20 protein-coding genes are annotated in these 22725 nt (G+C 56.0%); 13 read left to right on the top strand and 7 right to left on the bottom strand.

Going from position 1 to position 22725, the window contains the following annotated elements:
* Nucleotides 1–6: 6 nt before the first annotated feature.
* Nucleotides 7–1236: a peptidoglycan bridge formation glycyltransferase FemA/FemB family protein gene (locus ABNS49_RS07285; RefSeq protein ID WP_135980058.1), complete on the bottom strand. Its 1230-nt coding sequence runs from the start codon at nucleotides 1234–1236 to the stop codon at nucleotides 7–9.
* A gap of 53 nt (nucleotides 1237–1289) precedes the next feature.
* Here ABNS49_RS07285 and ABNS49_RS07280 point away from each other — a divergent pair, with 53 nt between their 5' ends.
* Nucleotides 1290–1571 (top strand): hypothetical protein, encoded by a 282-nt coding sequence (locus ABNS49_RS07280; RefSeq protein ID WP_135980059.1) that lies wholly within the window; start codon nucleotides 1290–1292, stop codon nucleotides 1569–1571.
* Between the two features lie 10 nt (nucleotides 1572–1581).
* Here ABNS49_RS07280 and ABNS49_RS07275 read toward each other — a convergent pair whose 3' ends face one another.
* Complete coding sequence (locus ABNS49_RS07275) at nucleotides 1582–2307, bottom strand: SDR family NAD(P)-dependent oxidoreductase (protein ID WP_135980060.1); 726 nt, start codon at nucleotides 2305–2307, stop codon at nucleotides 1582–1584.
* Between the two features lie 89 nt (nucleotides 2308–2396).
* Between ABNS49_RS07275 and ABNS49_RS07270 the strand changes: the two genes are divergently transcribed.
* The 5 genes from ABNS49_RS07270 (at nucleotide 2397) to ABNS49_RS07250 (ending at nucleotide 7957) form a co-directional block, all read left to right on the top strand.
* Complete coding sequence (locus tag ABNS49_RS07270) at nucleotides 2397–4715, top strand: glycoside hydrolase family 3 C-terminal domain-containing protein (RefSeq protein ID WP_135980061.1); 2319 nt, start codon at nucleotides 2397–2399, stop codon at nucleotides 4713–4715.
* Between the two features lie 14 nt (nucleotides 4716–4729).
* A complete protein-coding gene (proB, locus tag ABNS49_RS07265) occupies nucleotides 4730–5548 on the top strand; it encodes a glutamate 5-kinase (protein ID WP_135980062.1) in 819 nt (272 codons plus the stop codon).
* A complete protein-coding gene (locus tag ABNS49_RS07260; RefSeq protein ID WP_135980063.1) occupies nucleotides 5545–6795 on the top strand; it encodes a glutamate-5-semialdehyde dehydrogenase in 1251 nt (416 codons plus the stop codon). Before proB ends, ABNS49_RS07260 begins: the two co-directional genes overlap by 4 nt.
* An 88-nt stretch (nucleotides 6796–6883) precedes the next feature.
* On the top strand, nucleotides 6884–7186 hold the full coding sequence (locus tag ABNS49_RS07255; RefSeq protein ID WP_135980064.1) for a hypothetical protein: 303 nt from the start codon (nucleotides 6884–6886) through the stop codon (nucleotides 7184–7186).
* 153 nt (nucleotides 7187–7339) lie between these two features.
* A complete protein-coding gene (locus ABNS49_RS07250; protein WP_289183300.1) occupies nucleotides 7340–7957 on the top strand; it encodes a cytidylate kinase-like family protein in 618 nt (205 codons plus the stop codon).
* Nucleotides 7958–7975: 18 nt separating this feature from the next.
* Here the strand turns inward: ABNS49_RS07250 and rho are convergent, their stop codons facing one another.
* The 5 genes from rho to deoD all read right to left on the bottom strand — a co-directional run bounded on the left by rho (nucleotide 7976) and on the right by deoD (nucleotide 17303).
* Nucleotides 7976–9388: a transcription termination factor Rho gene (rho, locus tag ABNS49_RS07245; protein WP_277820793.1), complete on the bottom strand. Its 1413-nt coding sequence runs from the start codon at nucleotides 9386–9388 to the stop codon at nucleotides 7976–7978.
* A gap of 83 nt (nucleotides 9389–9471) precedes the next feature.
* Nucleotides 9472–10806 carry an NCS2 family permease gene (locus ABNS49_RS07240; RefSeq protein WP_135980066.1) on the bottom strand — a complete coding sequence of 445 codons (1335 nt, stop codon included), beginning with the start codon at nucleotides 10804–10806 and terminating at the stop codon, nucleotides 9472–9474.
* 59 nt (nucleotides 10807–10865) lie between these two features.
* Nucleotides 10866–14024 (bottom strand): UvrD-helicase domain-containing protein, encoded by a 3159-nt coding sequence (locus tag ABNS49_RS07235; RefSeq protein ID WP_348688137.1) that lies wholly within the window; start codon nucleotides 14022–14024, stop codon nucleotides 10866–10868.
* Nucleotides 14021–16483, bottom strand: coding sequence for a PD-(D/E)XK nuclease family protein (locus ABNS49_RS07230; protein WP_135980068.1), 2463 nt, complete (start codon nucleotides 16481–16483; stop codon nucleotides 14021–14023). Before ABNS49_RS07230 ends, ABNS49_RS07235 begins: the two co-directional genes overlap by 4 nt.
* A gap of 106 nt (nucleotides 16484–16589) precedes the next feature.
* Nucleotides 16590–17303: a purine-nucleoside phosphorylase gene (gene deoD, locus ABNS49_RS07225; protein ID WP_135980069.1), complete on the bottom strand. Its 714-nt coding sequence runs from the start codon at nucleotides 17301–17303 to the stop codon at nucleotides 16590–16592.
* 108 nt (nucleotides 17304–17411) lie between these two features.
* Here deoD and ABNS49_RS07220 point away from each other — a divergent pair, with 108 nt between their 5' ends.
* Genes ABNS49_RS07220 through ABNS49_RS07190 form a run of 7 tightly spaced genes read left to right on the top strand, consistent with a single transcriptional unit; the run spans nucleotide 17412 to nucleotide 22717 of the window.
* Nucleotides 17412–18281 (top strand): YitT family protein, encoded by an 870-nt coding sequence (locus ABNS49_RS07220; protein ID WP_135980070.1) that lies wholly within the window; start codon nucleotides 17412–17414, stop codon nucleotides 18279–18281.
* Nucleotides 18278–18811: a ribonuclease M5 gene (gene rnmV, locus ABNS49_RS07215; protein WP_135980071.1), complete on the top strand. Its 534-nt coding sequence runs from the start codon at nucleotides 18278–18280 to the stop codon at nucleotides 18809–18811. Before ABNS49_RS07220 ends, rnmV begins: the two co-directional genes overlap by 4 nt.
* Entirely contained in the window at nucleotides 18808–19689 is an 882-nt protein-coding gene (gene rsmA, locus ABNS49_RS07210) for a 16S rRNA (adenine(1518)-N(6)/adenine(1519)-N(6))-dimethyltransferase RsmA (protein ID WP_135980072.1), read from the top strand. Before rnmV ends, rsmA begins: the two co-directional genes overlap by 4 nt.
* The gene (gene ispE / locus ABNS49_RS07205) at nucleotides 19649–20479 is read left to right on the top strand and encodes a 4-(cytidine 5'-diphospho)-2-C-methyl-D-erythritol kinase (RefSeq protein ID WP_168353567.1); all 831 of its coding nucleotides are present in this window, start codon (nucleotides 19649–19651) and stop codon (nucleotides 20477–20479) included. Before rsmA ends, ispE begins: the two co-directional genes overlap by 41 nt.
* 12 nt (nucleotides 20480–20491) lie before the next feature.
* The gene (locus tag ABNS49_RS07200) at nucleotides 20492–20701 is read left to right on the top strand and encodes a DUF1146 family protein (RefSeq protein ID WP_135980074.1); all 210 of its coding nucleotides are present in this window, start codon (nucleotides 20492–20494) and stop codon (nucleotides 20699–20701) included.
* A 1-nt stretch (nucleotide 20702) separates the two neighbouring features.
* A complete protein-coding gene (locus ABNS49_RS07195; RefSeq protein ID WP_135980075.1) occupies nucleotides 20703–21632 on the top strand; it encodes a rod shape-determining protein in 930 nt (309 codons plus the stop codon).
* On the top strand, nucleotides 21632–22717 hold the full coding sequence (locus tag ABNS49_RS07190) for an MraY family glycosyltransferase (protein ID WP_135980076.1): 1086 nt from the start codon (nucleotides 21632–21634) through the stop codon (nucleotides 22715–22717). The genes ABNS49_RS07195 and ABNS49_RS07190 overlap by 1 nt, the downstream gene beginning before the upstream one ends.
* The last annotated feature ends 8 nt before the right edge of the window (nucleotides 22718–22725 follow it).

Here is a 22725-nt window from a genome sequence, read left to right as displayed (position 1 = left end):
GCTGTTCTAGTCTTGGCCGCCTTTGCGGCGGTTGTAGGCCCATTTGCTTGGCTTGTACAAAAGCGCGTTGACTGGCAAGTCGAATTCGCCAATGTACTCGTGGATCAAAGGGGCGAAATTGTCTTTAAAGTGCGTGAGCCCGTCGTCGAGGGTGCCCTCGACGCCACCCATGCTGAATTCCTCGCAGCCGTGGTCGAACGCCCACTGGAAATTTTCGATGTACGTCTTGTATTGGGGCATAAAGCGGCGGAACCGGTCGTCCATGCCTGCGTACAGCATTTCGGCGCATTTGCCGTACTTGATCGTCAAGACGCCGGCAATCGGGGTCGGATCCAGCGTGCCAAGCTCTTTTCCGAATTGTTCCAAATTGGCGATGTCTTTTTCCAGTCCGGCTTTTTGTTCCTCCAGCGTGAAGCGCTTTTTCTTTTGGTTTTCCGGCAGGCTGGTTAAGTCGGCTTCGATTTTGGCGAGCTTCTTTTGGTTTTCGGACAAAATCAAGCCAAGGTCCGCGATCGCCAGCATGATGATGCTGTTGTCGCCATAGCAGTCGAGCAAGTGTTTGAAGTATTCCTTGCTGCGCAGGGCGACGTGCTTGCGATCTTCAGTCTTTGCCACCAGACTGGCGAAATCCTCCAGCAGCGCATGGCGGCCCTGCACGATTTTCAAATGGCGCTTTTCGGCTTCCTTGATGAGCTTTTTCGTTTTCTTCGGCAGCGAGGCGAGCAAGTCCTCGGGACGATCCACGATCGAGTGGAAGCGCGGCTGGATGCTTTCGGAAATCATCGTCGTGAATCCCTGGTGGATGCATCCGGCGTTTTCAAAGTTTTTGACGAGCGCCTCCTGACCGTTTTTCGGCCGGCTGGTATCGGAAGACGGATACTTGCCGATGATGATGGCGGGATCCATTTTGATAAACAGCGCGCGGCGTTTTTTCCCTTCCTGCTTGAGATGGCGCAAAAACGCCGTCAGCAGCGGTTGGTTGGTGTAGTCGAGAATCGGCCCGCGAGGAATGTACATCATGGAAAAACCGCCGGGAAGCGGCTTGATCAAAACAAGCGCGGTCGCGATCAATTTTCCTTCCTCGTTTTTCATGCCTGTATAAAGATGGTCCCAGTTGCTTTTGACACGGGCCCAGTCATAGCTTTGCAATAAGTTTGAATTGGGATGGCTGGCGACGAACGCGTCGTATTCCTCCCTTGAAAGATTGGTCGTAAACTGCATGTCCTTTACCTCCATCGGTATATTATCATACTATACAAAAGAGATTTCAAATAAAAAAGGAGGAAAGGATGAAAAACATGACGACAAGCGAGTTTTCACGCGTCCGTACCGGGTACGAGCGCGCGCTCGCCCTTTACGAGGCCGGCCGGTTCAAGCCGGCGATCACCGCGCTCAAGCGGCCGATCCGCACTCTGGAATACGGCGGCGAGAAAACGTTGTTTTTAGCCAAGTGCTATCGGCTGCTCGCCGCGTGCCACCAGGCGCTGGACGCTGCCGGGCTTGCGGCCCACTACGAGCGGGAAGCCGGGAAAATCGAAATCCAAATCAAAAGCGATCCAGAGGATCGCTAAAAACGCGCGCTTATTGAACTTGGCCGCCATCGACTGGCAGGATCGCGCCGGTAATGTACGACGCCTTGTCGCTTGCCAAAAACAAAAACGCCTCGGCAATGTCTTGCGGGGTGCCGACCCGGTGCAGCGGAATCATTTGGATGAGCGGGTCGATCACTTGTTTTGGAAGGGCTTTGACCATGTCCGTTTCCGTGATGCCCGGCGCCACGGCGTTGACGCGGATGCCGTATTTTCCCAGTTCGCGCGCCAGCGATTTCGTCATGCCGTTGATGGCGAACTTGCTGGTTGGATAGGCGACGCCGCTAGGCTGCCCGAACGTGCTGACCATCGAGCTGGTGTTTAAAATCACGCCGGCTCCTTGTTTTTTCATCCATTCGACGGCAGCTTTCGTGCAGACGAACGGCGCTTTCACGTTCAAGTCCATGACGCGGTCGAAATTTTCGATGGTGTACTTTTCCAGCGGGGTGGCGTCCGAGACACCCGCGTTATTGACGAGCACGTCGATCGAGCCAAGCCGGGTGGCGATGTCATCGAAATCCGCTTTGATTTTCTCGTAATCGGTCAACGGGGTCCAGCGGCCTTCCACGTTTTCACCGGAAAGGGCGGCCAGCGCCTTTTGGACGGTTTCCTCGCGCGACCCATACAAAACCACGTGGTAGCCGGCGTTTAAAAACGTCTTGACGGTTTCCAGACCGATGCCGCGGGTGCCGCCGGTCACGATGCATACTTTGTTCATTGTTGTTGCCTCCTTCGTTTTCTTTTCTTTATTATGCGATTGTTTGGCCTTTCCGGCAACCACTTCGCGATTCATGGTATACTAAATTTATGAGTTTTATCACGGATGAGGAAAAAAAGAAAGCGCGGGCGCTACTTTCGCGGCTGTCGCGCCAGGAAAAATGCGAAATGCTTTCGGGCCTCGATTACTGGCGGATGCGCGGAATCGAGCGGCTCGGTTTGCCGGACTACTGGATCAGCGACGGGCCCAGCGGCTTGCGCAAGCAAGTCAAGGAGGCGGACTATTTCGGGGTGCATGAAAGCGTGCCCGCCATTTGCTATCCGGCACCCGTCACGTGCGCGTCCACCTTTGATCCGGCATTGATCGAGCGAGTCGGCCAGGCGCTGGCTTCCGATTGTATCGAGGAGGATGTAGCCATGGTGCTGGCGCCAGGTGTCAACCACAAGCGGTTCGCGTTGGGCGGGCGCAATTTCGAGTATTACAGCGAAGACCCGCTCGTGTCGACGAAAATGGGCGCGGCGATGATCGCCGGCATTCAAAGCCTGGGCGTCGCGGCGTGTGTGAAGCATTTTGTGTGCAACAACCAGGAAACCGGCCGCATGGTGTGCGACGCCATCGTGGACGACAAAGCGCTGGCGGAAATTTATTTGCGGCCGTTTCGCGCCATCGGAAAGGAAACGGATGTCGCGGCGATGATGACGGCGTACAACCGGCTCAACGGCGTGTACTGTACCGAAAACAAGGCGCTGCTCGACCTTGGCCGTTCGGCGGGCTTTGGCGGGGCGTACATAAGCGACTGGGGCGCGGTCAACGACGTGTTGAAAAGCTTTCAGGCGGGATTGAATTTGGAAATGCCCGGTGTTAGCGACGAAACGACGACATTGCTGGAGCGGGCGCTTGACGAAGGGCGCTGGACAGAGGGCGGGCTGGACGCTTGCGTCCTGCCGCTGCTGGAACTGCTCGTGCACCAGGCCGGACAAAGCCCTCGCGCCGCGCTTTCCCGGAGCGAGCGGAAACAAATCGCCCGCGCCGCGGCGGAAAGCGGCATCGTGCTGCTCAAAAACGAAAACGGCGCGCTGCCAATCCGTACCCGTTCAGTGACGCTGGTGGGCGCATTCGCGAAGCATCCCCGCATTCAAGGGACGGGAAGCTCGAAAGTCAACCCGCTCGAAGTCGAACGACTAGTCGACGTGTTCGATCACGCGTATTACGCTAAAGGATTCGACGAGGAAGGAAAAACCAACGAGGCGTGGTGCGCCCAGGCCGTCTCGCTGGCGCGCAAAAGCGAAGTCGTCCTCGTTTGCGCGGCGTTGCCCGCCCAGGCGGAATCCGAAGGGTTCGACCGCAAGACGCTGGCGCTCCCCGAGGGAATCAACGAGGTCATTCGCCGCATCGCGCAAGTGCATGAACGCGTCGTGGTGGCGCTGGCTTGCGGCGGTCCGGTCGCGATGCCGTGGCTGGAACAGGTGCAGGGCGTCGCGCTGTCGTATTTGGGCGGCAGCTATGGGCAAAGCGCGCTGGCGCGGGTTTTGCAGGGACAAGCCGAGGCCGGGGGTCGGCTGGCGGAAACGTGGCCGCGTCCCGGACTGGAAATCCCGGTGCGGACAGGCTGGAAGGCGAGCGCGTACGTGGAAAGCGTGTACACGGGGTACAAATACTACAACGGCGCCCAGGTCGACGTGTTGTTTCCGTTTGGCTACGGCTTGTCGTATACGACGTTTGCGTATTCGGAATTTGAGCGGACAGGCCGCCGTATCGGCTTTCGGGTGCGCAACACCGGCAAGCGGCGCGGGTCGGAAGTCGTGCAAATTTATCGCAACGACGCGCTGCCGTTTTCCACGCAGAAGCTTCTTTATTTCGAGAAGCTGGATTTGGCGCCAAACGAGGAGGCATTCGTTTCCTATCTTGTGCAAGACGAGGACTTGATGGAGTATTTCGACGGCTGGGTGCTGCGAAAAGGCGTTCATCAAATCGAGGTGGGGTCCAGTTCCCGAGCGATTCACCATCGGTTCCTGCTGGAAACGGATGGCGTTTCGGTTTCGGTCGTGCCGGCGTACGCGAGCGCGAAAAACGTGGGGCGCCTCACCCGATCCGATTTCGCCAGTCTTTGCGGACGGGAGATTTTCATGGCGGAAAGCGCGCGCAAGCCTTACGATCAAAACGTGTGCCTGAATGATTTGATGGAGGGCGGCTGGATGGAGCGTACGGTGGCGCGCTGGCTGCTGAAACAAGTGCCGGCACGCCAGGGCGAGCTGCTGCAAACGGCGCCGCTGCGGATCTTGAAGATGAACGCCATCGACGCCGCGACGCGCCAGGGGTTGCTGGATTTGCTCAACGGCCACGTCGTTCGTGGCGCCCGGCACGTCGACTGGCGCGCGCTGCTGGCGTTTTTAAAAGAAAACACGTAAAGGAGAGAACATGGATGGGAAATGAAACCGCAAGACAGGAACTAAAAAGGAAGCAGCGAATCGTGATCAAAATCGGCTCGTCCTCGCTGATGCATCCGCAAACCGGGCATTTGGATTTGATTAAAATCGAGGTGCTTGTGCGGGAGCTGAGCGACTTGCTCAACCAGGGCAAGGAAGTTATTCTGGTGTCGTCGGGGGCGATCATGGTGGGGTCGCGGCTGCTGGGCTTCCAAAGCAAGCCGCAGGATCTCGCCCTCAAGCAGGCGTGCGCTTCGATCGGGCAGGCGAAGCTGATGATGATTTACCAAAAGCTGTTCAACGAATACAACCAGACGGCGGCCCAGGTGCTGCTCACCAACTACACGACGTCGCACGCCCGTTCGCGGCGCAATGCGCGCAACACGCTCAACGAGCTGCTAAAGCTCAACGTCATTCCAATCGTTAACGAGAACGACACGGTCGCGACGGAGGAAATCGAGTTTGGCGACAACGACACGCTAAGCGCCACGGTGGCGGCGCTGGTGGACGCGGATTTGCTGATTTTGCTTTCGGATATCGACGGCCTGTTCACGAACGATCCAAACCAGGATCCCGACGCGACGTTGATCCGGGTCGTCGAGGAGCTCGATCGCGAGTATTTCGAAATGGCGAAAGGCTCAAGCGGCTCGAACGTAGGCACGGGAGGCATGGCGACAAAACTGGAAGCCGCCCGGATTTGCTTTGAAAACGGATGCGATATGATTATCGCCAATGGCCGCGATTTTCATATTATCCACGAATTGATGGACGGGCAGGACAAAGGAACGTTATTTAGAGGGGGACAAACACGATGACAACAACGATCGAGGCTTTGGGCCAGAGGGCCTGCCAGGCGAAAAAAGTGGTGGCGAAGCTGCCAACGAATTTGAAAAACGAGACGTTGTGCCGCGTCGCCAACGATCTGGTCGCCAACAAGGCGGAGATTTTGGCGGCCAACGCGCAGGATATGGCCAACGGCCGGGCCAACGGGATGCCAGATGGCTTGCTGGACCGGCTGTATTTGGATGCGGGACGAATCGAGGCCATGGCGGAGGGGTTGACGCAAATCGCGAAGCTCGACGATCCGATTGGCGAGGTGACCGGCATGAAGAAGCGGCCTAATGGCTTGCTCATTGGCCAAACGCGGGTGCCGCTCGGGGTCGTGGGCATCATTTACGAGGCGCGGCCCAACGTGACGGCCGACGCGTTTGGCTTGTGCTTTAAAACGGGCAACGCGGTGATTTTGAAAGGCGGCCGGGACGCGATCCATTCGATTCAGGCGATCGTGGCGTCGATTCGCGCTTCGCTGGAGGCGTGCGGGATCGAGCCGGACTGCTTGCTGCTTGTGGAAGATTTGTCGCGCGAGGCGACGATCGAGCTCATGAAGCAAAACCGGTATTTGGATGTGCTTATTCCGCGAGGCGGGGCGGGGCTGATTCGCTCGGTCGTGGAAAACAGCACGGTGCCGGTCATTGAAACGGGCACGGGCAACTGCCATATTTTTGTGGATGAAAGCGCCGATCTCGAGCAGGCGGTCGCCATTATTTTGAATGCGAAAACGCAGCGGGTCGGGGTGTGCAACGCGGTGGAATCGCTCGTCGTGCATCGAAACATCGTGGACGCCTTGCTGCCGGATTTGGCGTTGGCGCTGCGAAACAAGCAAGTCGAGATGGTCGGGGACGACACGATCGTCGCGGCGGATCCTTCGATCGCCTTGGCCAGCGAGGCGGACTGGGGGACGGAATACCTGGCGCTGAAGTTGTCCATCAAGACCGTGGGCAGCGTGGACGAGGCCATCGAGCATATCAACACGTACAATACCGGGCATTCGGAAGCCATTTTGACCAACGACTACGCCCATGCGCAGCAGTTTTTAAAGGAAGTCGACGCGGCGTGCGTCTATGTCAACGCGTCGACGCGGTTTACGGATGGATTCGAGTTCGGATATGGGGCAGAGATCGGGATCAGCACGCAAAAGCTGCATGCCCGCGGCCCGATGGGACTGCTCGCTTTGACGACGACGAAATTCATCATATTGGGCAGCGGACAAGTGCGTCCGTGACGAAACCGGTTCCAAACGCGTAGGTTTCGGGCAGATTTGCCAAATGGAAAAAAACTTTGTATGATAAACCGGAAAGGGAGGAAGCACCATGGAAAAATGGACACAGGAGCAATACGCGACCCGCATTTTAGAGCAGAAGCAGGAGGCGCATGACAAGATGTGGCTGTACATTGAGCTGAACGCCAAAGACTTTATGAACGAATGCGAGCCGGGGGTTAAAAACCTGAGCAGCTGCTGCAAGGCGATGGTGGCTGCCATGCTGGAAGGCGATGGATACATCGTGGAACCGAAGATCCGCACGAAGGTGGCGGGAGCGCTCACGATTCGCTATTATGTGGACAATTTGAGTCCGGAACGCCGCACGTACGCGCAGGCGATGGCTCAAGCGTAATTTGACAAAGAAAAACGGGGACGGGATCGCGGTCGCGTCCTTTTTTCGTGGAATAATTTGGAAAATTTGGAAAAAACCTTGATTTTCTCGAAAATTGCTATAGAAGATATGATAAAATTGGATTAATAATACAATGATTTTAGAGGAAAGATTATGGATAAAAAAATAGTAGTGACAATTTCTCGTGAATACGGCTCCTATGGAAGAGAAATCGGGCGCCGTCTGGCCCAGCGTCTGCACATCGCGTATTACGACAAGGAAATTCTGGAACAAACCGCGGAGCAGCTTGGGGTTTCGAAGATGTTTTTTACCGATGAGAATTTGAACGACGCGGGACAGTTTTCCTTGAGCGGCCGGATGAACTACGGCGTCAAGTATTTGACGGAGCTGAGCCTTTCGACGAAGGCGTACGACACGGCGCGCGCCATTATGGAAGAGCTGGCGAAAAACGAAAGCATGGTTTTGGTCGGCCGCTGCGCGAATTATATTTTGCGCCACGAGCCGGGAATCATTTCGGTGTACTGCTATGGAGATTTGGAGGACCGGGTGCGGCGCGTCATTGAAGAATACCACGTTCCGGCGGGGCGGGCCCGCAAAGAGGTGCTGGACACGGATCGCAAACGGGCGCGGTTTTATGAGTATTTTACCCATCGCAAATGGGGCGACCTGGCGGATTTCGACGTCTTGATCAACACATCGAAAAAAACGCCCGAGGAAGCCGTCGACTTGCTTGTGGGCGTGTTTGAGGAAAAAGCGAAAGCGCAGGGATGAGGACTCTGCGCTTTTTTTCTAGGCTTTCTTTTTGGATTCGAGCAGCGCTTTGCACAAAACGCTGTTCGAACGGGTCGTGCTCATCGCTTTTAAGACCGTGAGCGTGTCTTCGATGGTGTTGTTGGAACCAAACCATTCCCGGCGGATCAGCTCTTCGATGTCGTACGCCTCCTTGCTCAGCAGCAAATCGTCGTGACGGGTGGAGGAGCGCTGGATGTTGATGGCCGGATACACGCGGCGCTCGGCCAGCGTCCGGTCCAAATACAGCTCCATGTTGCCAGTTCCTTTGAATTCCTCGAAAATCATCTCATCCATACGGCTGCCCGTTTCGACCAGCGCGCTGGCAATCACGGTCAGCGAGCCGCCTTCCCGCAAGTTGCGGGCGGCGCCAAACAGACGTTTGGGACCGTACAAGGCGTTGGGATCCAAACCGCCGGAAAGCACTTTGCCGGTGGATGGGACAATCAAGTTGTAGGCGCGCGATAGACGCGTGATGGAATCAAGCAGGATGACGACGTCTTCGCCAAACTCCACGAGCGACTTGGCGCGGGCGAGCGCCATTTCCGCGACGCGTTTGTGGTGCATGGGCTGCTCGTCGAAAGTCGAGTAGACGACTTCGACGTGGTCTTTGTTTTCACCGGCCGCCTCGATAACCATTTCCTTGAAGGCGGTGACTTCCTCGGGGCGCTCGTCGATGAGCAGCACGATCAAGTACACGTCTTTGTGGTTTTTCAGAATCGACTGCGCGAACATTTCCAGCAGCGTCGTCTTTCCGGCTTTGGGCGGCGCGACGATCATGCCGCGCTGGCCGCAGCCAATGGGCGCGAACAAATCCACGATACGTCCGGCGTAGTTGGCTTTGACGGTTTCCATTTTCAGCTTGCGGTTTGGAAAAATCGGCGTGAGCTGGTCGAACCGTTTGCGGCTCAGGCATTCTTTGATGGTGTGGCCGTTGACTTTGTCCACGCTTTCGAGCGCCCGCGCGCTTTGCCCGTGCTTGGGCGAGGCGACCCCTTCGATGGAGTCCCCGGTGCGCAGCTTGAGCGCTTTGATTTTTGATTCCGATACATACACGTCGTCATCGCCGGACAAGTAGTTTTCCTGTCTTAAAAAGCCGAAGCCTTTTTCCATGACTTCCAAAATGCCGCTCGCGCCCGCCCGTTCGCGGTTTTTCTTTTCCTGAAGCTCGCGCTGCACTTTGGCGATGTCGATTTCCTCGACATGGATCCGGTTGACGGATGTGATCTTTTTTAAAATAAATTCGGAGCGTCCCTCGCGGTCTTTTTCGGCTTCTCCGATAATGAAATCATTATTTTTTAAATCGTAAGCGCTGATAAACGCGCTGTCTACGAAAACATCCCCGTCCCGCTCGGTTCGGATAAAACCGAAACCCTGGTGGAATGTTTCCAAAATTCCTTCTATTTGAATCAAGGATAGATCCTCCTTTTACTGTCTTTTATTATAACGAAAAAAAGGCGGTTTAGAAAACCCTAGACCGCCAAAGTTGTGATTTATTACATAAAATACGGCGTCGCGAAATACAAAACGAAGATGACGAGCAAAACCCACACCGTCGGATGCACTTTTTTCGCTTTACCAGCCGCCAGCATCGAGATCGCGTACGCGATGAAGCCAAACGCGATACCGTTGGAAATCGAGTACGTCAGGATCATCGAGATCACCGTGATGAACGTCGAAATCGCGTAAATCATGTTTTCCCATTCGATGCCCCGAAGCTGCTGCGCCATCATGACGCCCACGACGATCAGCGCTGGCGCCGTAACGGCGTTCGTGATCGCGGAAAGCAAAATTGGAGAAATGAAAATCGACAACGCGAACAACACGCCCGTCGTGATCGCCGTCAAGCCTGTCCGGCCGCCGACACCGACACCGGAAGTCGATTCCACGAAGCTTGTTACAGTCGAAGTACCGATCGCCGCGCCAAAAACCGTCGCGATCGAGTCCGCGAGCAGCGCCTGTTCCGCGCCTTCCAGCTCGCCTTTCGAGTTCACCAGGCCGATTTCGTTTCCAATCGCCACCAACGTACCCGCCGTATCGAAGAAATCGACAAACAGGAACGAGAAGATGATCATGACCGCGTTCATCGGATTGGCGAACAATTCGCCAAAGCCACCCACGAAGGCACCCGCGGCGTCCATCTCAAAGTTTAAGCTCCAGTCCGTAGGCAAAGCCGGCATGCCGTCGATGCCAAACGCGCCGCAGATGATGCCCACGATCGCCGTGATGACCATGCCCACGAACACCGCGGCCGGCACTTTTTTCACGACGAGCGCGATCGTGACGAGAATGCCAAGGATCGCCAGCAAAACTGTTGGATCCGTGAAATTTCCCATGCCGACGAAAGTCGATTCGTTGGCTACGATGATGCCCGAGTTTTTAAAACCGACAAAAGCGATAAAGAAACCGATTCCCGCGCCGATCGCCAGCTTCAGCTGGACAGGGATCGAGTCGATGATCAGCTTGCGGATGCCCGTCACCGAGATCACGACAAAGATCAAACCGCTCAGGAAGACAGCCGCCAAAGCCGCCTGCCAGCTCATTCCCATCTGGCCGCAAATCGTATATGCAAACAACGCGTTGACGCCCATACCGGCCGCCAAAGCAACCGGATAGTTGGCTAACAGCCCCATGAGGATCGAACCAAACGCCGCCGAAAGCGCCGTGGCCATGAACACGGAAGGCACGTTCATGCCTGCGTCGCCCAGAACACTCGGGTTGACGCCCAGAATGTACGCCATCGCCAGGAACGTCGTCAGACCGGCGAGAAGCTCGGTCTTCACATTCGTGTGTTTTTCTTCAAGCTTGAAAAATTTGTTTAAGCTATTCATAAAATCTCCTTTTCACTATGTGGTTTATTGTAATATAGAAAGACAGATTATTCAAATGTTTACTCACATAATTCACACATATTTTTTAAGTAGAACGAATAAATAAACGTGCGGACCGGGCGGTCGGCGTCAATGAGCCGCATCGCGTGCTTGTACACGCCAAGCTGCGGGGTGTATTGTTTTTTTAACTCGTTGGCCGAAGCGACGTAGTCGCTCTTGAAATCGACAATAATCGTTTCGGTTTCGGCGAACACGACAAGATCCATGAACCCGTGCGTGATCCGGCCCTGCTCCATCACCGAGTAGGCGCACTCAAACTCGTGGCGGCACGCCATCCAGCGGGCGTAGTCGGCGTTTTCGTTAAGCGCCAGGATTTGTTCGACATCCAGCGGCGAAAGGGTTTCCCCGCGCTCTTTGGCCAGACGCTCCATCGCTTCTCGCTCGTACGGATACGGCAAGGTGGCGACGACGGCGTGCAGCAGCGTACCGCGCACGGTCCGGGTGTTTTCCTTGAGCGACACAGGCTTCCATCGCCGTTCCTGCTTGGCCCGCGAGGCGGTTTGCGACTCGATTTTTTCACGCGGTCCTTCATAGTAGTGGAAAGCGGGTTTGTACCGCTTCTTTTTTTTGACGGCCTGGCGGGTGTACAGCTCTTTGACCTCGTCCAGCACGAACAAGGCGCTTGGCTCGTTTAAGTACGTGTGAAGCAGCCAGCTTGTATAGCTGCGTTTTTGCAGCAGAGCTCTGGCGTTGAGCGGATAGCGGTACATGTCCAGCGACTTGATCGCGTCCACGATCACAAGCTCCTGCTCGGCGCGGGTTGTGGCGACATAAAGCACCCGCATTTCCTCGGCGAGCTCGTCGTGGAACTTTTTGGTTTTGAAGGCGATCGTCGCCCGCGACGGGCGGCTGAGCCGGCCGTTTTCGCTTAATGAACGCATCGCGATGCCGAGCTGCTCGTCAAAAAGCATAGGCGAAGAGGCGTCCATGTCGCGGCTTTCCTCCTGGGAGAGGATGTAGACGATCGGAAACTGAAGCCCTTTGGAGTGGTGCATCGTCTTGATTTTGACGACATCCTCCTCCTTGCCGTACGGATACGCCTCGCTTGTCCGGTCCAGATCGGCTTCCTCGCGGATTTCCGCCAAAAACGCCGTGAGGTTGCGCGGGTCGCGGAACTGAACCGCCTTTTCCAGCAGCAAGTCGAGATTGGTCTTGTCTTGCGCGTTGGTGTACTGGTAGTAAAACTGGTTGCGGTTGTATACGTGCCGGAGCAGCGCGGGCACCGGCAATCCCAACAAGGTTTGAAGCTCGTGGAACGCGCCCATAAACGATTTGTCCTTGATGACCGAATACAGCGACGCGTCCGGATCCCGGCTGGCGCCATACGCCGCGATTTGCGACTGGCTCACGCCGCACAACGGAGAGCAAAGCGCCCCAGTCAGCGCGATGTCCTGGTCGGGATCGAGCATTGCCTCCAGGCAAGCCATGATGATTTGGACGGCGTGGTTGGTGTAAAAACCGTGGTTGATTTCCGCCAGAACCGGAATGCCGTACGCCTCGAGGCTTTCTTTTAAAAACTCGTGGGTGCCATGGGTGCGTGTCAAGACGCACATGGAGCGAAACGGAATGCCTTTGGCGTGGTGCTTGAGAATGTCGTTGGCGATCAAATCCGCCCGGTGCAGCCGGTGCGTTTTTTTAGCTTCGATTTTGGACACGCCCTGGTCGATCGCCCAGTCTTCGTACTGGGTGAATAAAAAGCGAACCGGATGCTGCGCGATTTGTTTTTGGCGGTCGGTCCCGACTTTGGCGACGTCCTCGGCGAAAAACTGCGGCGTCAGAAACGACGTGTTCATGATGCGTTCGTAAAAGTCGTTGTTAAAGGCGACAATCGAAGCGGACGAACGGTAGTTTTCCCCCAGGATCAGCGTCTCGTGGCGCTCGTCCTGTTTTTTCATATGGCCGAGCATGATGGAAGGCTTCGCCTGCCGGAACCCGTAAATCGACTGTTTCATGTCGCCAACCCGGAACACGTTGTCGCCTCGCTCGATGCAGGCGATGATGCTTTCCTGCAACTCGTTGGTGTCTTGAAACTCGTCCACGAGGATGACGGCGTATTTGTTGCGAACTTCCTCCTGAATAAGAGGATCCTGCAGCAGGGCGTAGGCGAAATGCTCCATGTCGTTGAAGTCCAAAATTTCCAGCGCTTTTTTTTCCTCCTGGAAATTGGCGTGCACCCGCACGCAAAGCTCGACGAACAAAGCGGCCGTTTCAGCTTGGCGCGCCTCGTCGCTGGCAAAGCGCTCCAGGCTGAACAAGTGGTCGACGATTTCGGTTTCCATTTGCTTGTACTCGTCCGCGATGTCTTTGAAACTGTGCTTGTTGACCGACTTTGGAAAACGCTTCGTGTTTTCGATGGCGTCGATCATATGGACGCGGAACGCCGGGTAGTCCATGTTGTCCAGATCCTGGAGGCAGCGGCGAAGCAGACGCGCTTTGGAGGCGAACAGCTCCTCGTTGTCGGCCTGGGTCTTGGCGCGGGAAAACTCCATGTCGCGCACGGTTTCCAGCATTTCCTCGGCCATGTCCGCCATCGCTTCGGCGCGTTCCTTGAAAAACTGAAAGAACCATGGCTCCAGCGCCTCGTTGGGCTTCAGACAGCCGCGCATCCAGGCGCCGGGATCGGGTTTGGCGTTAGCGAACGCCAAAAAGCGGCGGACAGCGTCCATCCAAACGTCGTCGTCGCTGTGGAACGCGTGAAAGTACAGCCGCAGCTTCGCCATCGCGACAGGATCGGTGTCGGCCATCGCGCGCCGCATGGCGGTTTCAAACGCTTGTTTTTGATACGTCCCGTTGTCGACGCGTTGCGACATCGTGTACGAGATTGGGATTTTGTAGTAGTAGGTTTGCACGATTTTATAGCAGAAACTGTCGATGGTGGAAATGTCGGCCTGCTCGAGCAGGGCGAGCTGGTCAAGCACATAAGGGCTTGGCTCCTGGGCCGACAGGCGGGATTTGAGCCGGGCTTTCATTTCTGCCGCCGCGTCCTCGGTAAAGGTCATCGCCAAAATCGTGTCGATCGAAATTCGGTCCTCGATGACGAGCCGGGAAAGCCGTTCGACAAGAACCGACGTTTTGCCCGAGCCCGCGCTGGCGGAAACGACAACGTTTTTTCCCCGGGAATCAATCGTTTTTTGCTGCTGGTCGGAAAATTGAATCATGCGCGTTCTCCTTTCTCCTTGGTCGAGGCGCCGTTGCGGCAAATGATTTTGTATGGACAATACACGCAGGCGCTTTTTTCATGCACCGGCAAGATGTCGCCTTGCGCCAGACGCTCGAGCGCCTGCTCGACTTTAGACTGCATCTTTTCTTCTTTTTCGGTGTATGTGGGCACCTTTTTGAGCACTTTTTCCAGCAGCGGGTCTTGCGCGGCGGGCGGCAGGTCCTGCACGGCCCATCCGTCCACGAACCGCTGCAAGGATACCTCGTCGTTTTTTTGCGTTTCGCTCATTTCAATGGCGTCGGGCTGGGTCGTGCGGTAGTTGACTTTGAACGCGCTTTGCGGCACGGCGTGCTGCTTGAGGGACAAGTCGAACACCCCCAGTCCGCCTTTGTCGTCGAAGATGCCGGCTTCCTCAAGCGCGGGATCGACGACAAGAAACGACACTTTCATCGGGTCGTACTTTTCGATCGGCCCTTTCATTTCCACGCTCACGTCTTTCCAGCCAAAGCCCTGATCCAGCTCGTATTCCTTGTTGAGCAAGGCAAGATGGAGCCGGTCCTCGAAAATTTCCAGCGTCGAAATCAAATCGTGAATGCGCGCGCCGTATTCGACGATCAAACTGTCGAAAGCCGCCGTCCGCGACGGAAAGATTTTTTTGGCGAACGCGAACTCCTCGGCGACTAGCGAACGGATCTGGTCGCGGGTCAGTTCGGCGAACGTCGCGTTGCGCAGTGTGCGGGCGCGCTGAAGCACGCGCGAAAGCAAGCTGCCGTCCACCCGGATGTCGTCCTGGGTTTTGGGCCGGTTCAACGCCAGACCGTAGCGCAAATAGTAGCGCAGCGGGCATTGCTCGAACGTGCTCACCTTGGAAAACGTCGTCGTGTGGCGGCCGTTTTTAAAAAACAAGGACTGGGCCTGCCCGGGATCGAGGTCAAAACCGGGAACCGTCGTCGCGAACACGTCCGGAATGTTGACGAAGGTTGGCCGTTTGGCGACCCAGGACTCCAGCTCGGCGCTCGCTTCCAGCGATTTGCCGGCGTAGTCGGACTGCGGGACGATGATCGTGAGCTCGGCGCAAGCCCCCAAAGTGGAAAAGATGGCTTGCCGCTGCTTGTTGAGGCGCTCTTTTAACGGCGGAAACGTCGTGTGGGCCAAAAAGCTTTCATCAAAGATGCCGCTATACATGGACAAAGCCGGAAACACCTTGGCGTGGGCGCCCAGAAAGAACGTCGTCGGCCGCAGCGGACTGATTTCCTGCCGGGTGCCGACTAGCACGCCCGAAAGCGACTGGGCGGTTTGGGCGAACGAGGCTCGCTCTAGAAACTGGATGAACAGGGAGAAATCGTCGCCGGTTTCGATTTGGCTGGCGATGGAAGCGTAGTTTTGCACGATTGTGTCAAACGCGTTCAAATCCTCCTCGGTTGGCTCGGGAATGGTGGCCTGGATCTCGGCGGCGAGCGCTTCCACGTCGTGTCGGGTCCACGCTTGCAGCGCCCGGTGGCTTTCCATCCACGCCTTGGCGTCCAGCTCTTCCTGCTGCCACGTCAAATAGCGCCGCTCGCTGATGAGCGCGTTGTCCTCGTATGGGATGGCGTCCAGCTCGATGCCGTCGAAATGGTTCAAATACCGGACGACAGGGGCGCTTTCCTCGGGATAGAGCGCCTGGATCAAGGCGAGGTACGTTTCCTTGTCCGGCTGGCGCAAATAGCGCAATCCGGCCAGAAACCGGTCGGGAACCGTCGTGGTTTGCGGCTGGCGCAGCAAGGTGTACGGAATGCGGTGGGCGTCGAAGATTTGCGCGAGCACCTCCTGGTCGCCGGGATCGGCGAGCGCCACGAACACGTCTGTCGCCGGCAGGCGGCGTTCGAGAATCCGGTCGGCCACGATTTCCATTTGCTTGCGGGCGTTGGCGCACGACAAGTAGACGGGCGGTTCGGATTTTGTTTCGTTTTCGAGCAGGCGGGCGCCATGCGCGAGCAGAAAGTCGATCCAGTAGGACTGTTCGAAAGTCCACTCGGTTGGCAAAATGAAGATTTTCGTGTACGGAACGTCGATGGCTTCCAGGTCGGCGCGGGTCGGCACGCCAAGAGGCACCGGGCCAAGAAGTGTAAGCACTTCGTTTAAGTCGCGCTCTTTCCGGGTCGTTTCGGGAAAGCGCTCGATGCCGTACAAGGCCGCCAGCTTTAAAAAGCGCAGGCACGCTTTGAGAAAGTCGAGGTCGGCGCGCGAGGCGGAAAACGAGTTCGTTTCCGGCAAGGCGCGTAAAGCCGCCTGGCAGGCGTAAAGCGTTTCGATTTCGCTTGGCCCGGCTTGCGGCAGCAAAGTGCGGATATACGTTTCGACGGAAAAGATCTGAATGTTTAGACAGTTTCCTTTTTGACGGTGCACCATGTCGTACAAGCTCAGGTGCAAGGCGCCGGGCGCGAGCAAGATCGACTCGTCAGGGATCTGGATCATCCAATCCCTCCTTTCTTTTTCTATTATTTCTGAACTTTTTGTTTATTTTACCATAATTTTATGGATGGAAAAACCAAAAAACAAGTCCGGATGGACTTGTTTGGCGTCAAAGCGCGATGGCGCTTTCCAGGGCGAGCCGCATCATGGCGTCGAAATTTTGCTCGCGCTGCTGCGGGGTGGCGATTTCGTCCTCGTACACAAACGAGTCGGAAACCGTGCACAGGCAGGCCGCTTTTTTGCCGCAGACGTTCGCGTTGTGAAACAAGCCGAAGCTTTCCATTTCGACGATTTGGCAGCCCAGAGCGATCGCGTCGGCTTTGGGCTGCTCGATGCCGTTGTAAAAAACGTCGCTGGAATGAAAGCGGATTGGATCGACGCGGATGCCCAGCGCCAGAGCCTGGTCCAAAATGCAGGCGTTGACGTCCATCGCGGGAAACTGGATCATGTTTTCGTCCCCGGACATCGTCAGGGCGTAGGTCGATTCGCTGTACGCGGAGTCGGCGAGTACGACATCGAAAACGTGGCGCTCGGGTGCGTAGGCCCCGCAGGAGCCGATGCGGATGATGACGTCCACGTCGTAGGTGGTGAAGAGCTCGTACGAATAAATGCCAATGCTTGGAATGCCCATGCCGCTGCCCATGACCGAGACTGGCACGCCTTTGTAGGTGCCGGTGAATCCGAGCATGCCGCGGATGGTGTTGAACGGCTGGATGTCCTGCAAATACGTTTGGGCGATGTGGCGGGCGCGCAATGGATCGCCGGGCATCAAAACGACGCGGGCGATTTCCCCTTTGGCGGCTTCATTGTGTGGTGTTCCCATAAAAACCTCCTTTTTCCTCTAGCATAATGGAAGCGCTGACGGAATGCAATTTTTCGTGACCCATGCCGGTTTGGTGTTATAATTTTGAGGTAAAGGAAGTCTTGCATCATGGAAAAAAAAGTCAGTCCCGTGAAACAGCTTATTTATATTGTAATCGGGAATATTATTCTCGCCGCCTCGGTGGCGTATCTTGTGCTGCCCAACAACATTTTGTCGGGCGGCGTGGCCGGTGTGGCCGTCGCGTTGCAGCCGGTGTTTCCGATCGACCCGGTTTGGGTCATTGACGGGTTGACGATCGGCTTGTTTGTCGTCGGCGCGATTTTTTTAGGAAAGCGGTTCGCGCTGAAAACGATTTTGTCTTCGATTATTTATCCGATGCTGATCACGTTGTTCTCCTGGACGGTGACACTGTTTCCGGCCGGTACGTTCGCGCTGGATCCCATCATCGCGTCGGGTTTCGCGGGCGTCGGCATGGGGGTCGGGCTCGGTTTGGTGTTCCGCGTGGACGCGAGCACGGGCGGTATGGATATTTTGGCGTTGCTCGTGCACAAGTATTTAAAGCTGAATGAAGGAAAGAGCGTCATGATCATCGACATTTTGACGGTTTTGCTTGGCTTGTACACGTACGGCTTGCAGGACGCGCTGGTCGGGGTGCTTTCGGTCGTCGTTTCGGGCGTGATGATCAACCGGATGATTATGCTTGGCTCGCAGGCGGCGATGAACGTCATGATCATTTCCGACCAGTGGTCCGCGATTCGTCACGAGTTGATGGAGGCGCTGGATCGCGGGGTGACGCTGCTGGAAGCCAAGGGCGGCTACAAAGAGGAGTTTCGGCCGGTGGTGATGTGCGTGATCATGCAGCAGCAGTATCCGGAGCTTGAGCGGCTCGTGAACGCGATCGACCCGCACGCGTTTATGATCGTCAACAACGTGCACTCGGTGCATGGCGAGGGATTCAGCCGGGGGCTCGTCCAATGACAAAACAAAAAATCAAGGAAATGATCGTTGTCGAAGGCAAGCACGATTCCAGCACGCTGCGGGCGTATTTCGACTGCGACACGATCGAGACGGGCGGCGACCAGCTGTCGGCGCAAACGCTGGAGCGAATCAAAAAAGCGCAGCAGGAGCGGGGCGTGATCGTGTTTACGGATCCGGACTCGCCTGGCGAGCACATCCGCCGGCAAATCAAGGCGGCTGTTCCGCAAGCCAAGCACGCGTTCATTCCAAAGGAGAAGGCGCGGACGACGAAAAAGGTGGGCGTGGAGCACGCGCGCAAGGAAGATCTGTGGCGGGCGCTTGAACAGCGGGTGACGTTTATCGAGCACAACGAGTCGCTGGCGTGGTCTGATTTTATCGACTTTGGCTTTGTGGGAAACAAAGCGCTTCGCCATGGCGTGTGCGAACGGCTCGGGATCGGGCCGTGCAACGCGAAGACGTGTTTCCGGCGGCTGAACGAGATGAACGTGACGAAAGAAGACCTTTTGGAAATTTTGGAGGAAAAACTATGAACGAGGCGATCGCGACGATCAAAAACACAAGACGGATCCAGGCGCAGTACGATGTTCATGCCAAAAAGGCGTTTGGGCAAAACTTTATTATCGAGCCGAAAGTCGTGGAAAAAATTGCGGACGCGGCTATCGCGTCGCCAAACGATCTGGTGATCGAGGTCGGACCGGGAATCGGGGCTTTGACGCAGTTTTTGTGCGAGAAAAGCGAGCATGTCGTGGCGTTTGAGATCGACGAGCGGCTGCCGGATATTTTGCGGGCGGAAATCGGAAGCGACCATTTGGAGATTTTGCTTCAGGATTTTCTGGAGGCGGATATCGACGCGGAAATCAGGGCGCGGCGCAAACCCGGACAGCGGGTGGATTTTGTTTCGAATTTGCCCTACTATATCACGACGCCGATTTTGTTTAAGCTGTTCGAGGCCAGGGAGCATCCGGACACGATCACGGTCATGCTCCAGAAGGAAGTGGGGGAGCGCTTTCTGGCGCGGCATTCGGACAAGGCGTACAACGCGCTAAGCGTCATCACGGCGTACCGGTGCCGGGTGAAAAAGGTGATGGATGTTTCGCGGCACGTGTTCATGCCAAAGCCGAACGTGGATTCGATGGTGATTCAGTTCACGTTCGTGGATCGCGAGCCGGTCGCGGACGAGGATTTGTTTTTCGAGATGGTAAAAGCGTGTTTCGCCCAGCGCAGAAAGACGCTTTACAATAATTTGCAAGCGTGGCTGGCCGACAAGGAAGCCGCGAAGTCGATGCTGGAAAAATCGGGGCTGGAGCCAAGCGTGCGCGCGCAGGAGCTCGAGCTGGAGGATTTTATCCGTTTGTATGAGGAGAATTATGAAACGATACGCGCCTGCAAAGGTAAACATTGCGCTTGACGTTTTGGGCGTCGACGCGCGGGGCTATCACGATTTGGATATGATCATGGCGCCGGTTTCCTTGTTTGACGAAGTGGAAATCGAGCCGGCCGCCCGGGACGTGGTGGAATTCGTGGGAATGGACGTTCCGGAAGCGAACACGGTGCGCAAGGCGATTGACGTGATGCGGGAACAGTTCGGATTTTCGACGCGTTTTTTTGTGCGGGTCGTCAAGCGGATTCCCGAACAGGCGGGACTGGCGGGGGGCAGCGCGGACGCGGCGGCCGTCATGAAGGCGATTGTCGAGCTGGAGGGGCTGGATGTGTCGCTGGAGCGGCTGATGGAGCTGGGCGCGAAGGTGGGGGCGGATGTGCCGTTTTGCCTGCTGAGCCGGTGGGCCCGCGTGCAAGGCATAGGCGAGCGGGTCGTCCCGATCGAGTCGGACTGGCGGTTTTTTATCGTGCTGGTGAAGCCGGCGCAAGGCGTTTCGACGCCGCAGGCGTTCGCGCGCTGGGACGAGGGCGTCCAGACGCGTATGGATGTGGATCGAACGCAGGCGGCGGTGGAGCGAAACGATTTGGACGCGCTGATGGCGTCGGTATGCAACGCGTTGGAGGCGCCTGCCATCGAGCTTGTGCCGGCGGTGGAGCAAGTCCGGCAGGATTTGCTGGCGCAGGGTGTCGCTTTGGCGCGCATGACGGGGTCCGGCTCGGCGGTGATGGGCTTTTCCAGGGACAAGTCCGTTTTGGAGCGGGCGGCCAAAAGCTTGCGGACGAAGTATCCGTTTGTGGAAATCGTCCAGGTTGGATAAGGGGGATGGAAGATGTCGTATTCGGTTTTGAAGTTCGTGATCTTTCTTGTGTGTTTTGGCGTGAGCTTTTACGCGTGTTCGGCGATTGAGTTTCAGAAGTTCATGAAGGTGCGCGAGCCGCGGAAAGTGGTGGTCCTGTTGTTTTTGTTGTCGTTGTCGCTGGCGTATGTGGCGTCGCAGGCGATTTTGGAGCTGACGATTTACAACGGGTTTGGTGGCTGACATGTTTGAGAGATGGTATGTGCTCGATGTGGGAGCGCACACGTTTCGGCTGTACGATGTGCGGGGCGACGAGCTCGTTCGTTTTCCGGCGTGCTATGGGGTTTGCGAAGGGCGCGTGGAGAAAGTGGGAAAAGAGGCGTTGTCGTTTGTGTATCGGGATCCGCGGCGCTGCCAGGTGCATTATCCGGTGGATGACGGGTATTTGCTTCATGACTTGCGGGTGCTGGTGCATGAGGGGCTGCAGCGCATTGGCGCCCATGAGCATTTGCTCAAGCCAAGCTTGCTGGTGTACGTTCCGTTTTCCTTGCCGGAAACGGAGCGGGAGAAGTGGCAGGAAATCCTGCAAAGCGAAGGGGTGAAAAAAGTGAGGTTCGTGACGCTGGTCGATGTGTACGAGTCGTTTGGGGACACCCGCTTTGTGATCCATGTCGGACACTCGGTTTGCGAGATGGCGATTTTTGTGGAGGGGCGCTGCGTCATTCGCAAGTCGATTCCATTCGCGGGCCGGCAGGTGGGCGAGGCGATTCAGACGCTGGTGGCAAAAAAGACGAATTGTCTCATTTCGAGCGAGGACGCCAACGCGATGATGCTGACGGCTTCGTCGTTGTTGCAGGAGCGCAAAAACGCGACGTTGAGCGCGGCGGCGTTTGACCGCTATCAAAACTATGTGAAGATTCAGGTGCGGGGTTCGGATTTGTGGCCGTGTTTTCTTGAGGTGGAAAATCAAATCGCCTGGTGGGCGAAGTCGTTGTTTGAAACGGTTTCTTTGCCGGCTCAAGAAAAGATTGCCAGCCGGGGCGTGGACCTGCATGGCGGACTGGCGGAGCTGTTTGGCCTTTCCAAATTGTTGTCGAAGGAGCTGCAATGTCCTGTGATTTGTTCGAAGGACCCGGAATATGATATGCTCAAGACAATAAAGGAGCTGGCGTAGTGAATGAATTGAAGGTAATGGTGCTGCCGTTTTTGATTTCCCTGGGGATCACCCCTTTGGTGAAATGGTATTCGGTGGCGGCCAAAACATATGCGAAGGAAAATAAGAGAACGGTCCATCATGGCAAGATCTCCCGCATTGGCGGCGTGGCGATTTATTTGGCGTTTATGATCACGATGGCGGTGTACATGAAGGCGGATCGGGCGATTACCGGCATTTTGGCTGGCGGTTCGATCATGTTTTTTACCGGCTTGGTGGATGATTTGATTGATATTAAGCCGGTCGTCAAGCTGTTTTTTGAGGTGGTCGCGGCGCTTGTGCTGATTTATTATGGCGTGCAGGTGGATGTGATTCGTCTGCCGTTTGGGATCCAAATCAATTTTGGCCTGATTTCGTTTTTGTTTACGATCCTTTGGATCGCGGGCATTACGAACGCGGTGAACCTGATTGACGGGCTGGATGGCCTGGCGGGCGGCATGAGCGTGATCATTTTTGTGGTGACCGGTTGTCTGGCGCTCATTGAACGGCGTCCCGATATCATCGCGCTGGCGTTTATTTTGGCGGGAAGCACTTTGGGGTTTCTGGTGTACAATTCGCATCCGGCGAGTATTTTCATGGGGGATTGCGGCTCGTTGTTTTTGGGGTTCATGATTTCCGCGATTTCGCTGATGGGGTTTAAATCGAGCACGATTTTGACGCTGGCGCTGCCGATCCTGCTACTGATGCTGCCGATCGTGGACACGTTGTCGGCGATTTTGCGGCGAACGTTGAAGGGAATGAAGTTTTCGCAGGCGGATAAGAGCCACTTGCATCATTTGCTGATGAATCAGTTCGGCCACCGCAACACGGTGATCATCATGTGCTCGATGACGGCGTTGTTTGGCTTGAGCGCCTATGTGTACATGATCAATCGCAATTTGGGATTTTTGACCATTTTGATTTTGCTGTTTTTCGTAGAGCTGTTTATCGAGAAGTCGGCGATGATTTCCGTGAAGTTCCACCCGATGCTTGGATTGTGGCATCGAATGGAGCGGATGATGGAGAGAATGAAAAGCAACCGCCATAAAAAGAAAATGGAAAAATAGAAAAAGGA

Origin of the sequence: uncultured Dubosiella sp., assembly GCF_964018005.1 — a bacterium.
GTDB lineage: Bacteria > Bacillota_I > Bacilli_A > Erysipelotrichales > Erysipelotrichaceae > Dubosiella > Dubosiella muris.
Note: the sequence above shows the minus strand (reverse complement) of the source record. Positions and strands in the feature narration are given on the sequence as shown.